At 44.3% G+C, this 13349-nt stretch carries 9 protein-coding genes; 6 read left to right on the top strand and 3 right to left on the bottom strand.

The features are described 5' to 3' along the window. The first annotated feature begins 96 nt into the window (after positions 1–96). The 6 genes from ABR335_RS15095 (at position 97) to ABR335_RS15070 (ending at position 5891) form a co-directional block, all read left to right on the top strand. Positions 97–1236: a zinc-dependent alcohol dehydrogenase gene (locus ABR335_RS15095; protein WP_350346340.1), complete on the top strand. Its 1140-nt coding sequence runs from the start codon at positions 97–99 to the stop codon at positions 1234–1236. Between the two features lie 223 nt (positions 1237–1459). After that, complete coding sequence (locus ABR335_RS15090; RefSeq protein WP_350346339.1) at positions 1460–1924, top strand: NAD(P)H-dependent oxidoreductase; 465 nt, start codon at positions 1460–1462, stop codon at positions 1922–1924. Then, positions 1884–2081, top strand: coding sequence for a hypothetical protein (locus tag ABR335_RS15085; RefSeq protein ID WP_350346733.1), 198 nt, complete (start codon positions 1884–1886; stop codon positions 2079–2081). The genes ABR335_RS15090 and ABR335_RS15085 overlap by 41 nt, the downstream gene beginning before the upstream one ends. 511 nt (positions 2082–2592) lie before the next feature. Further along, positions 2593–3525, top strand: a complete 933-nt coding sequence (locus ABR335_RS15080; RefSeq protein WP_179234181.1) for an alpha/beta fold hydrolase — start codon at positions 2593–2595, stop codon at positions 3523–3525. 479 nt (positions 3526–4004) lie between these two features. After that, positions 4005–5282: an IS110 family transposase gene (locus tag ABR335_RS15075; RefSeq protein ID WP_014096851.1), complete on the top strand. Its 1278-nt coding sequence runs from the start codon at positions 4005–4007 to the stop codon at positions 5280–5282. Positions 5283–5669: 387 nt separating this feature from the next. After that, positions 5670–5891 carry a hypothetical protein gene (locus tag ABR335_RS15070; protein ID WP_017552069.1) on the top strand — a complete coding sequence of 74 codons (222 nt, stop codon included), beginning with the start codon at positions 5670–5672 and terminating at the stop codon, positions 5889–5891. A gap of 285 nt (positions 5892–6176) precedes the next feature. On the opposite strand, the gene ABR335_RS15065 is transcribed toward ABR335_RS15070, so the two are convergent. The 3 genes from ABR335_RS15065 to ABR335_RS15055 all read right to left on the bottom strand — a co-directional run bounded on the left by ABR335_RS15065 (position 6177) and on the right by ABR335_RS15055 (position 13250). Continuing rightward, complete coding sequence (locus ABR335_RS15065) at positions 6177–9584, bottom strand: SH3 domain-containing protein (protein ID WP_350346338.1); 3408 nt, start codon at positions 9582–9584, stop codon at positions 6177–6179. 381 nt (positions 9585–9965) lie between these two features. Further along, the gene (locus ABR335_RS15060; protein ID WP_350346337.1) at positions 9966–12188 is read right to left on the bottom strand and encodes a glycosyltransferase family 39 protein; all 2223 of its coding nucleotides are present in this window, start codon (positions 12186–12188) and stop codon (positions 9966–9968) included. An 81-nt stretch (positions 12189–12269) separates the two neighbouring features. Then, positions 12270–13250, bottom strand: coding sequence for a glycosyltransferase family 2 protein (locus ABR335_RS15055; RefSeq protein ID WP_350346336.1), 981 nt, complete (start codon positions 13248–13250; stop codon positions 12270–12272). Between the last annotated feature and the right edge of the window lie 99 nt (positions 13251–13349).

Genomic DNA, 13349 nt, shown 5'->3' with positions numbered 1-13349 from the left:
ATCAGGAATGCGCTTCCAAATTGATAAAAATCTCTTGATATACATAAGAATGAAAGAACATGGGTATAGGTCTGTATATAAAAGGAGGTTATGGCAGTGAAGGCAGTTACATTTCAAGGTGCGAAAGACATACAGGTAAAAGAAGTTGATGATCCGTCATTAAAAAAGCGGGATGATATTTTAATCAGGATTACCTCAACGGCCATTTGCGGATCTGATTTGCATATTTATAACGGAGCTTTGCCGGCGCGCCCGGGATTTGTGATCGGGCATGAACCGATGGGAATCGTTGAAGAGGTCGGCTCGGAAGTCACAAAAGTAAAAAAAGGCGACCGGGTTGTGCTGCCGTTTACGGTTTCGTGCGGGCATTGCTATTACTGCCAGCACGGGATGGAGTCCCAGTGTGACAACTCGAATCCGAATGAAGAGGTCGACACAGGCGGTTTATTTGGTTATACAGAGCGGTACGGAGATATTCCGGGCGGGCAGGCTGAGTACCTGCGTGTACCGTTCGGCAATCAAATGCCGTTTGTGATTCCCGAATCTTGTGAGTTGGAAGACGAGGCGTTGCTGTTCTTGTCGGATGTGCTTCCAACGGCATATTGGAGTGTTGAAAATGCTGGTGTGAAACAGGGAGACACGGTCGTTGTGCTCGGCTGCGGGCCGATCGGCTTGATGAACCAGAAATTTGCATGGCTGAACGGGGCCAGCAGGGTAATTGCAGTTGACCATGTGCCATACCGGTTAAAGCATGCCAAAAAAATGAATAGAGTCGAAGTTTATAATTTTAAAGAATACGATGAGATGGGAAAGTATTTACGTGAGATTACCAATGGCGGGGCTGATGTAGTGATCGATTGCGTCGGCATGGACGGAAAAAAATCGGCGATTGAAAAGATCGAGCAAAAGCTGAAGCTGCAAGGTGGCACAATCAGCGCGATTCAAATTGCGATGGAAGCGGTCAGGAAGTTTGGCACTATCCAGCTGACAGGGGTATACGGTTCGATTTACAATGCATTCCCGCTTGGCAGGCTGTTCGAACGCAATATCACCCTGAAAATGGGACAGGCGCCGGCTGTACATCTGATGCCGAAACTCTTTCAAGACATTACAGAGAAAAAGTTTGACCCAACTGAAATCATAACCCATAAAATTTCGCTGGATAAAGCAAGCGAGTCCTATCAATTGTTCAATGATCATAAAGATGGCTGCATTAAAGTCGTATTAAAACCATAAAAAATGCCGGCTCCGTATGTTTTCTTAAAAGCGGGGCCGGAATTTTTTTGAGATGCCTGTCACCACCCGATTTTGCCGGCAGTTGCCAACAGAACAAGGACCCAATTGGAAAAGGTATTCATGTCGTACTCCGTGTGAGTGCGTGGATGAAATAAATAAATAGATTGAATTTGAAGGCGCTTACCCATAAAATAATAGTAAAACATGTAAAGGAGCCTCAAAAATGTCGAAAGTATTGGTTGTAAAAGCCCATCCGTTTTCCGAAGAATACTCGCGTACAATGAAAGTGACGAATGTTTTTTTAAAGTCTTACCGGGAGCATCATCCAGACGATGAAATAGAAGAAATCAATTTGTATGATATCACCATTCCTGAAATTGACAGGGACCTGTTGGAAGCGTGGAATAAATTAAAACAAAAGGTTCCTTTTTACTCATTATCAATTGAACAGCAACACAAAGTGACGCTGTTTGATTCTTTTACTGCAAGTTTTTTGGAAAAGGATAAAGTAGTTATTGCAAATCCTTTGTGGAATTTAAGCGTGCCCACTCGTTTAAAAGCTTGGATTGATACCATTACAGTGGCAGGGAAAACCTTCAAGTACACAGACCAGGGATCTGTTGGGTTAGTGGAAGGAAAAAAAAGCACTGCACATTCAATCAAGCGGAAGTGTCTACAACGGCAGTGACCCTGCAAGCCAATATGTAAAAACGTTATTCACTTTCTTGGGCTTTAAAGATTTTCAACAATTATTTGTTGAGGGAATGGACCACTTTCCTGAACGGGCTGAAGATATTATGGAGGAAGCTATCAAAAAGGCGGTTGAAATGGGGAAAACATTTTAATGGTTATTTGGCTTGCTAAATAACAGGATCTGGCAAGGATTCTGATCACTCTTCCTGAAAGCTGAACCAATAAATAGAGCAGCTGAATCTTGCATTTTCATAAGTGCATGATTCTGTAATATTGGGACAGGTTATGCTGGAAAATCGGATTCGTTCAGCAACCCGGTAAAAGTACGGGAAAGAAGAATTTTTATGTTTTTTTCAATTATGCCAGAGGCTCAGGGTATCTTTTCATTTTGAGCAAATGTTAATTTTTATAAGCACGATTGAAAATTGTTTAAATGGAAATGTTTTTTGAAACAAAAGACATAAAGGTTTTATTAGATGCCTATGTCGTAGTGAACGCGCGGCATCAACAGAAAAATGAAAATCAGCCGGTGCATATTATTAGAGTTAGGGAAATGGAATTTTAGACCAAAAAATTTTGCAAGTCAAACCCAGTAGTATGTTTCTAATATTTTAAAAGTTTGATAAAAAGAAATTTAATGAGATGAGCAAAGGAGGGGTTGGTTTGGCTTTTCAAGAGTTGAGTTTTCAATCATTTAACGGAAAAGACAACGTAAAAGCGTGGATTTACACACCGATCCGTAAACCGCGCGGGGTTGTCCAGGTCGTTCACGGTTTTGGTGAACATTCACGGCGGTATTTACATATGATTTTAAAGTTTAATGAGGCTGGTTTTGTCGTTGCTGCAGATGATCATGTCGGCCATGGAAAGACAGCGTATGATTCCGGCAACTGGGGAGACTGGGGAGATAAAGGTTATATGACGATGGCGGAGGACGAGCATACGCTTCGAAAGATTGTACAGGAACAATATCCTGATTTGCCTTATTTCATGTTTGGGCACAGTATGGGGTCCATGATTGCCAGGGGTTATGCTGCTACCCATGGGGCTGGCTTGTCCGGTTTAATTCTGTGCGGGACTTCAGGCAGGTTCCCGAATGCAAGCAAACTGCTCCCTGTTTTGAAGAACCTGATCGATGAAGGCAAGGGGAAAGAAACCGATCCTTCTTATTTGGAAGAACTGATGGGCTGGATGACGGAACGGATTGAACAACCGAAAACGCCAAACGACTGGATAAGTTCCGACCCGGATATTGTGGCAGACCACGCAAACGATCCGTTTAATAATTTTACAACTCCGCCAAATATATGCTCACTCTACTATTTTGTCCAGATGATGGAGATGATTGTCGGAACGGAGTGGGCAGAAAAGGTGCCGGTATCGATTCCTGTTTATAACATTGCCGGTGACCAGGATCCGGTGGGACAATATGGGGAAGGGGTATATGCTGTATCGAACTGGCTTGTTCAAACCGGACATCACGTAAAAACAAAAGTTTATCCCGGACACCGGCATGAAATTCACAATGACCGGGATATCCGGGATGAAGTGGAAGAGGGCATCATCAGCTTTATCAACGGGATCATCGTAAAATGACGAGAACGGCGGTATAGAAAATAGAAATCGTTTTCTGTACCGCTTTTTTTATTTCCGATTTGTTTCCGCCAGAGGTCAGGGTGAAAATGCTTTGTTGGAGGTGGGAAAAAGAGGGGCCCAGGCCCGGCATCCAATAAATGTGCGCAATGAGAAAACAACGGCCGTAATGAATGATAAATGAATTGTGGTAGGAGAAGATCACATTGACTCAATTAAATCTGCGAAGAAAATAAGGTGAATAAGAGCCAGGTTGTACTTTTTATCCTTTGGGAAATGGAAGATGTTTCATTAATCTCTTTTTAGAATCCATTTCTAATAAGTTAACATTGAAAATGGATTAAACTTTTCATTACTTCCATAAGGAGCATTCCTGTTAGAAGGACTTTCGGGGACTTGAACAAAAAGAGCCCTCCTGGTATGATGCGGGGTGTCATCTCTTAACGAATGACCCCTAATTTGTAACCAAGGAGGACTCCATAATGGATTTTAAACAAAATCAGAAAATTAATCAAGTCACTGAACAAACACTTGTAGTGGGAATTGATATTGCCAAGCGTACGCACTACGCTTGCATTGTAGATGACCGTGGGCGAGTGCTCCAAAAATCATTTTCTGTGCCCCAAGCAGGAAATGGATTTGAACTGTTCTATCAGCGCGTTTTAGCCGCAATGAAAGAACACGAGAAATCGGAAGTCATTGTGGGAATTGAACCCACAGGGCATTACTGGCTCAATTTGGCCTACTTTCTTGAGGAAAGGGGTATCCCCTTGGTCATGGTAAACCCTATGCATGTAAAGCGATCAAAGGAGTTGGACGACAATTTGCCAACCAAGCATGACCGCAAAGATGCATTGGTTATTGCCCGTTTAGTTAAGGATGGACGTTTCAGTTACCCACGTATCTTAAAAGGCATGGAAGCCGAACTTCGCGTTGGGTCGACGTTCAGGAGTAAATTGACAGAGGAATTAGGGGCTGTCAAAAACATGATTATTCGTTGGTTAGATCGCTATTTCCCAGAGTTTGTACAGGTGTTTCCGTCTTTTGGGAAGATGGCTTTAGCTGCACTTGAATGTACACCATTTCCAAGTGATCTTTACCAGAAACAGCCCGATGAAGTTCTATCCCTTTTTCGTAAGGTTGAGGGGCTAAAATCCCCTCAAAGACCAAAAGCAGTCCGTCTTATTGAAGTCGCGGCTGGCTCTATCGGAGTAACAGAAGGACTTGAGATGGCCCGTATTGAAATTGCCACACTTGTCCGCCGTTACCATCAGCTAGAACAAGATATTGAAAGTATTACAGGGCAGTTAATTGAGCTTGTAAAAACATCTGTAGAGTATGAATGGCTATCAACGGTACCAGGACTTGGAGATACAACGATTGTCGACTTATTAGCTGAAATCGGAAGCTTTTCACATTATCAAGATCCACGCCAATTAATTAAACTCGCGGGATTAACGTTACGTGAAAACTCCTCCGGTCTGCACAAAGGGCAAAAACGCATCTCCAAAAGAGGCAGAAGAAAACTGCGTGCCCTCCTTTTCCGGGTAATGATGCCGATGATTCGCCATAATGAGGCCTTTAGAAAGCTGCATGAATACTACACGAACCGTCAGGTTAATCCGTTACGCAAGAAGCAATCCATTGTGGTTCTATGCGGTAAGCTATTAAAAGTGTTACACGGAATTAGCACGAAGCACAAACCGTTCGACGCACAGCGAATGATGAGGGATATTCCTGGTCTCGCAGAGGCTGAATAAGGCCTCACATCCTTAGTAAGACCTAGACAACAGGATGACACGGAGAAGCTGGCACTATTTTTTCCATTCGACCTCGAGTCCCTAAAGGAGCTTCGCTAGCCTCTGCCTTATGACTAGACCGAACGAAGGAATGTAGGCACACAGATGCCCAGAGACATGGGAGGGTACGTCATCATAAGTTACGCAGAGATCCATTGTGCATCGTATAATTTCCTATCACTACTTCCCATTATTATCCAGTAGTGACCGCGTAGCGTACCCGTATGTTGGAATAGTTTCACATAATATAAAAATTTTGTTAGGAAGCGTGTCAAAAAATATTTTTTTGACACCCCACAACGGCTTAAACCGTTGATACATCAACATTTTTAGAGGGAGGAATGCTGATTGGATGAAGACAGGAAAGAACTCTTAAAGCAATTAGACAATTTAAAAAAACAAATAAAAGAAGCAGAAGAAACCATAGATATTCTTCAGCGAGAGAACGATGAACTTAGGGGAGAAATTATGGCTCGAGATGAGCGTAATGATTTGGTTGTTGAAGAAATAGGATCAAAAATTGATAAACTTTTAGATTTTTTAATAGAGAGAAACAAAAATGAAAAATAAACGGGTATGTTTTATTTGAAGGAAAACCCATCATAGGCCGTTGACGGCAATGCTGGAAAAGGGCACTGAAAAAGTGATGTTTTATTTTTATCTATACAAGATATAGGACAAAAAAACGGTGAGACACTATGAATGCTGGTGTCTCGCCGTTTTTATGTTTTCTTTTGAACTTTTTCAGCGGCTTCCCAAAAAGGGAGAAGCTTTTACCATTTGTCATGCTCTTTACAAGGTCTTGAATAGCCTTCATTCGTAAATCCTTATGAACAGCTTAATGGCTGCAGGCAGTTACTGATAACTTGGAACTTCCAATGTGATATTGTAATTGTCTAATAGGTTGTATAAGTTATAGATTTCATCCACTTGTTTGTAAGCCCAGCCAATGTCTGTTGCATATTGATGGGAGGCATAGCCATATGTTGCAGCGACATCTGGATTCCATCTCATTTTATACAAGGTATCTTGACCGGCGCCAAGGTAATTGCTGCTGATAAATTTAGCTCCGCCAATGATGGCCGCTTCCGGGGTCGTCCAACCATGTTGATAGGCATACCTGGCTCCATTTTGGACGGCATTGCCATCATTCGCCCCAGTCCCATACATATTATAAACTGTCTTGCCATTATACTTGACCCCATTTGCCAGCTGGGAAGTGCCATTTCCTGTTTCAAGTAAGGCATGAGCAATCAGATAAATTTCATTGATACCATTTTGTTTTGCTGCAGTTAAAAATGCAGATGCTTTCCCGGCTAAAATGCCTTTACCCGCAAGAATTTTTTGGTTCACTTCTGTTGCATTCAGATTGGCGGTCGAAGTTAATTTCAAAAATTGAAGTGAGCGGACTGGATCCGAAACAAAGTTATTCGGATTTAAATAGTATTTCACTTCATTTTTCGTGGCATTTTTCCATGCTTTGTTATAACTGATTTGATACCATGTATAGCCGTCATCCCCTTTTACGGTGGATAGGATGGTGACCTTTGTGCCTTCTTTAAGCGTTTCGCCGACTTCATGATTCTTTGTACCCGCACCATCTCTGATATTCCAGCTTCCGTTTTGGACAACACCTGTTGTATGGCTTGTCAGCTTAATGGCATCACTTCTGATATATCGTTCATTTGTATCTGTTTGAGGCGAAACTTTCATTTGAATATTTGCAAGTTCATCCAGTGAAAGATCATATTTTTTTACAATCGATGTCACCTTGCTATTGGATTGTTGCGCATCGGAACTATTATTGCTGTCATCTGCTGTGCTTGCATCAGGGTCTGCATTTGACAGATAGGATGCGAGCACATAACCGGTTATGCCTCTCGCTTTCACTTTTACCCACGGGCCGGAAGCGGTGTAAACCGTCACTTTTTCGCCTCTTTGCAGACTTGCTAATATTTTGCCACTTCTGGAGGCTTTGGAACGCAAAACCAGATGGGAACCTTTGTCCACATTGACATATTTCGTCGTTGTTTGGACTGGGGTTGAAGTGCCTGCATTGCTATCGGGATTTGAGTTCGTCAAAAAAGATGCATGAACATAGCCCGTTTTGCTGCCGGCTTTTACTTTTGCCCACTCCCCGGAAATAGAGTACACCGTCACCTTTTCGCCTCTTGCCAGGCTTGCTAAAATGCTGGCCGTTTTGGAGGCTTTCGAACGTAAGATTAAATGGGATCCTTTATCCACATTGACATACTTCGTCGTTGTTTGGACTGGGGTTGAAGTGCCTGCATTGCTATCCGGATTTGAGTTCGCCAAAAAAGATGCATGGACATACCCCGTTTTGTTACCGGCTTTTACTTTTGCCCAAGCCCCGGAGATTGAGTAAACCGTCACTTTCTCGCCTCTCGGCAAGCTTGCTAAAATGCTGGACGAAGTGGAGGTTTTCGAGCGCAATATTAAATGGGAACCTTTGTCCACGTTGACATACTTCGTCGTTGTTTTGGCCGGAGTTGAAGTGCCTGCATTGCTATCCGGATTTGAGTTAGCCAAAAAAGATGCATGGACATACCCCGTTTTGCTGCCGGCTTTTACTTTTGCCCAAGCCCCGGAGATTGAGTAAACCGTCACTTTCTCGCCTCTCGGCAAGCTTGCTAAAATGCTAGACGAAGTGGAGGACTTAGAACGCAATATTAAATGGGATCCTTTATCCACATTGACATACTTCGTCGTTGTTTTGGCCGGAGTAGAAGTGTCTGCATTGCTATCGGGATTTGAGTTCGCCAAAAAAGAGGCATGAACATATCCCGTTTTGCTGCCGGCTTTCACTTTTGCCCACTCCCCGGAAATAGAGTACACCGTCACTTTTTCTCCTCTTGCCAGGCTTGCTAAAATGCTGGACGAAGTGGAGGCTTTGGAGCGCAATATTAAATGGGAGCCTTTGTCCACATTGACATACTTCGTCGTTGTTTTGGCCGGAGTTGAAGTGCCTGCATTGCTATCGGGATTTGAGTTCGCCAAAAAAGAGGCATGAACATATCCCGTTTTGCTGCCGGCTTTCACTTTTGCCCACTCCCCGGAAATAGAGTACACCGTCACTTTTTCTCCTCTTGCCAGGCTTGCTAAAATGCTGGACGAAGTGGAGGCTTTGGAGCGCAATATTAAATGGGAGCCTTTGTCCACATTGACATACTTCGTCGTTGTTTTGGCCGGAGTAGAAGTGTCTGCACTGCTATCGGGATTTGAGTTCGCCAAAAAAGAGGCATGAACATATCCCGTTTTGCTCCCGGCTTTCACTTTTGCCCAGTCCCCAGAAATGGAGTAAACCGTCACCTTTTCGCCTCTAGCCAAGCTATCTAAAATGCTGGCCGTTCCGGAGGCTTTCGAACGTAATATTAAATGAGAGCCTTTGTCCACGTTGACATACTTCGTCGTTGTTTTGGCCGGAGTAGAAGTGTCTGCACTGCTATCGGGATTTGAGTTCGCCAAAAAAGAGGCATGAACATATCCCGTTTTGCTCCCGGCTTTTACTTTTGCCCAATCCCCGGAAATAGAGTAAACCGTCACTTTTTCGCCTCTTGGTAAGCTGTCCAAAATGCTGGACGTTCCGGAGGCTTTCGAGCGCAATATTAAATGGGAGCCTTTATCCACATTGACATACTTCGTCGTTGTTTTGGCTGGTTTTGAAGTACTTGTATTGCTGTCTGGATTTGAGTTTACCAAAAAAGATGCATGAACATAGCCCGTTTTACTTCCGGCTTTTACTTTCGCCCAATCCCCGGAAATAGAGTAAACCGTCACTTTTTCTCCTCTAGCCAAGCTTGCTAAAATGCTGGACGAAGTGGAGGTCTTCGAACGCAATATTAAATGGGAGCCTTTGTCCACATTGACATACTTCGTCGTTGTTTTGGTTGTGCTCGTTGTCGTTGCCGTACTGCCGGGTTTTGTGCTGGTTAAATATTCCGCGCTAACATACCCCGTTTTTGTCCCGGATTTTACTTCTGCCCAACCATCAGACACATTGTATACCAATACAGCTGTTCCTTTTTTTAAGCTGTCCAATTTGGCGGCACTTTTTGAAGGCTTTGCTCTTAATGTCAAGCTTGAATTCGCATCAACATTGACATATTTTGTCTCTGTTTTTGCTGCGGCTTGTACACTTGAACTATGTAGGAATTTTGTCAGTGAAGCGCCCTGTACCGTTTTATCAAAAGCAGGAGTGGATAATACTGCAAAACAAAGTGGTATGACTAAGCCTTTTTTCATTTCAATCTCCTTTCCAATTGGATCTTTTGCCAGCTCCAGGGTTCCTGAAATTTAAAATTTCATTCTTTTGGCCCTTGTTCTATCAAAATACCCTAAATCCTGTCAAATCCGTCTAGTAAAATTATCGTCTTTTTTTGGTATTTTTCAAGGGGGACAGGCCAATTTCATTGAAAAAATAAACCGAAAGTCGCAAAGTGTGAAAAAATCTCTTTTGGCAAATGCCGGGAATCATCCTCCCAGCGTTGAATTGGAAGAAACCCCATTAAGAAAAACAAGAATGCATCAGTGATCATTAGCCAGTCATTAGACTAAAAGACGGTGAACGCAATGAATGACAGCGTTCACCGTCTGTAACTTTTTGGATAGTCTTCACGATAGAGCTTACTTCGATTTTGGCTGTGTCAAATCATAAAGGGTAACGCCATCAACTGTTTTTGATTTAAAGTTCTTTTGAACCCAACTGGTGATCGATGAGCTTGTATTGGAACCTCTGCCCATGGCGCCATTTGGGGCATTGTTTTCAACCTTTTTGCCATTTGTATTGCCATCTTGCAAGTTTTTGCCCATTTGTTTCATATTGCCGAAGGAGCCTCTTCCATTATTGATAAAGTAGTGGATCTTCCCTTGCCGGACATATTTTTTAAACGCGGAAAGGGTCGGGGCCGGGTCACTTCCTGTAAAACCGCCGATGTCCATCACGGGTTGATCTGTTGCAAGCTGATAAGTAGCCGAAGATTGCGCACCTACCGTTGCAGCGACCCAAGTGTATGTTGAAGCACCTTGTTTTAACAACTTCACAACCTTTTTACTTGTAGATTCAGACCCTCCAGGAGATCCACCTCGTTGCGCGTTTCCATTATTCTTGGAATTGCTGGATCCCGGCATTTGCGGTTGCCCGGTATTGGCGTTGCCGGCGTTCGGTGGTTGCCCGCCGTTCGAGTTGCCGCCGGAATTCGGTGGCTGCTGCTGTCCGGTATTCGAACTGCCGTCGTTTGGTGGCTGTGGTTGTCCGGCATTTGAGTTGCCAGAGTTTGGTCCAGCATTCGAACTGCCGGAATTTGGCATTTGTGTCTGCCTAGTATTTGAATTGCCAGAAGGCCCCTGATTTCCTCCAATATTTCCGCGGGAACTGCTGCTTATGTTCGGGCCGGCAGATGGCATCGATCCGGTATGAGCGGTGCGAATGGTCTGAATCGTATATGCCAAAGGTCCCGCGAGACAAGCGATGAGCGCAGCGACAACAGCACCGGAAGCCATCCTTTTGCCAAGAGATGGCCCGAACGCAATGGCGATTGCAGCTGCCAGGCCAATGATAAGGATGGCAAAGCGCAGCCATGGCAGCCAGGTTGGTGTACGGTTTAGCAAGACAAAAGCCCAAACGGCCGTGAATAAAGTTGCAACAGATAGCGCCAGACGGCCTGCCCATTCCTCGCGCCGATCCCAAAGAACGTCAGCACTGATCCCTATGATGGCACCAATAGAAGGCGCAAGTGCAACGGTGTAGTATGGGTGAATGGTTCCGGACCCGAAACTAAACAAAATGCCTGTGACGAAGAACGTAGCCGCCCATATCAGGAGAGCCGGCATGGCCCGGTCACTTCTCCAGTTCCGGCGGATAACCCACATGGAAACAATCAGAAGAATGAGGGCTGCGGGAATAAGCCAGGAAATTTGTCCGCCCATTTCCGAATGAAACAGCCTTGTAAATCCGGCGCTTCCACTGAAGCCACCGCCTTGCCCGCCGCCATTTCCGGATCCATTCCCGGTAATCCGGCCGAAGCCATTGTAACCGAAAATAAGATCTAGTACGCTGTTTTTCTGGGAACTGCCAATAAACGGGCGATTCGCAGCCGGCACAAGTTCCACAATCGCAACCCACCAGCCCGCGGACAGGATAACGGTGATGGCACTTACAACGATTTGGGCCAGCCTTTTACGTACGGATACAGGCGCAAAGAGCAAATAGATGGCAACAAATCCCGGAATGACAAAGAAACCCGCCAGCATTTTCGTTAAAAAGCCAAAGCCAATGAGAACAGAAGACCATACAAGCCACTTGGTTTTTCCGTCTTCCAGTGCCCGTGTGAAAAAATAGGCGCTGGCCGTGAGTAACAGTGTGAGGAGGGCATCCGGATTATTGAAACGAAACATCAGTGCTGCGACCGGCGTGACCGCAAGGATTCCTCCGGCAAGCAGGGCTGCGCGTGCGCTGAACCAACGTCGGACCGTTATATAGAGGATCCATACGCATGCAACGCCTTCAAGTGCTTCGGGGACAAGGATGCTCCAGGCATTCAGCCCGAAGATCCGTGCTGACAGATCCATTACCCATAGAGCAGCCGGAGGTTTATCCACGGTGATAAAATTTGCCGAATCAATTGAACCGAAGAAGAAGGCTTTCCAGCTCTTTGTTGCTGCTTGAACAGCGGCACTATAAAATGAATTAGACCACCCTGATTTGTTAAGGCCCCATATATACGCAACAGCGGTGAAAAGCAGTAAGACAAAGAGAGCAGGCCGTTCCCAAGCCGGATCCCCAGGCCGCCCCCGAAGTAATGGATAAAATTTATTTCTCCTATTTTTTGATGCAAGTGATTGTTCCATCTTTGTCTTCCTTTCTATCTTGAATGTCCCTCGTTTTCTAAAAAACGTTTTTAAAAGGAGATTAGGATTTTTTTATACGATTCACCCATTTGATGGCTTCTCCAAAGTTGCTTCTAAATGGTACTTCGGGCGGCGTTTTACTTCTTTGTAAATTTTTCCAATGTATTCACCGATGATTCCTAAGCATATCAACTGTATACCGCCAATCAGCCAGATTGATGTCATGAGTGACGTCCATCCGATTACGGTGTGCCCCATCATATCTCGTACAAATGAATACAGGCTTGCGATCAGTGAAATAAAGAATATGGCCAGCCCGATGAATGTAATATAACGGATTGGTATGACACTGAGTGACGTGATCCCGTCTAAGGCAAAGGCCAGCATTTTTTTCAAGGGATATTTTGACTCCCCTGCGAACCGCTCTGAACGGTCATAGTAAACTTTAGTGGATTGAAAGCCAATCATTGGAATGATACCGCGCAAAAAGAGATTCCGTTCTTCGTATAACGACAGCTGCTCGAGCACTCTTTTGCTTGTTAGCCGAAAATCTGCATGGTTATATACGATATCTGCTCCCATAATTTTCATCAAGCGATAAAAGCCTTGAGCTGTAAATCGTTTAAAAAAAGGATCAGTTGTGCGTTTTTTCCGTACACCATAAACGACATCACAGCCCTCGTCATATTTTTTGATCATCTCTGGTATCACGTTCACATCATCCTGAAGGTCAGCATCAATTGAAATCGCGATATCTGCATGGTCTTTTGCATGCATAAGACCCGAAAATAGTGCATTTTGATGGCCGGCATTATGGGCAAGTTTTAATCCCCTGACAAAAGAATTGGGATGGAAGTACTGCCTGATTAATGCCCAGGTCCCGTCCTTGCTTCCGTCGTCCACCAATAAAATCGCACTGTCTTTGGCAATGGAACGGTCTTTCATCAATTGGCGCATCACCGAGGAAAGCCGGGATATCGTCTCTGGCAGGACGTCCTCCTCGTTATAGCAAGGAACCACAATATAGAGAACCGGGATTGTGCCATGCGCGTTGGAATGCATTTCGCTCCCTCCCTTTAAGTTTTGAGGTTCATTACAGAAACCTAGTCTAGAGGACTTCTTTTAAATTTTTCTTAATTTCATCTGAATGTTTCGGTAGGA

Source organism: Heyndrickxia faecalis (assembly GCF_040267745.1).
Lineage (GTDB): Bacteria > Bacillota > Bacilli > Bacillales > Bacillaceae_C > Weizmannia > Weizmannia faecalis.
Note: the sequence above shows the minus strand (reverse complement) of the source record. Positions and strands in the feature narration are given on the sequence as shown.

Coding starts and splice junctions, on each gene's coding strand:
- ABR335_RS15090 (WP_350346339.1), top strand. CDS start 1,460: ATGTCGAAAGTATTGGTTGTAAAAGCCCATCCGTTTTCCGAAGAATAC.
- ABR335_RS15055 (WP_350346336.1), bottom strand. CDS start 13,250: ATGCATTCCAACGCGCATGGCACAATCCCGGTTCTCTATATTGTGGTT.
- ABR335_RS15060 (WP_350346337.1), bottom strand. CDS start 12,188: ATGGAACAATCACTTGCATCAAAAAATAGGAGAAATAAATTTTATCCA.
- ABR335_RS15065 (WP_350346338.1), bottom strand. CDS start 9,584: ATGAAAAAAGGCTTAGTCATACCACTTTGTTTTGCAGTATTATCCACT.
- ABR335_RS15075 (WP_014096851.1), top strand. CDS start 4,005: ATGGATTTTAAACAAAATCAGAAAATTAATCAAGTCACTGAACAAACA.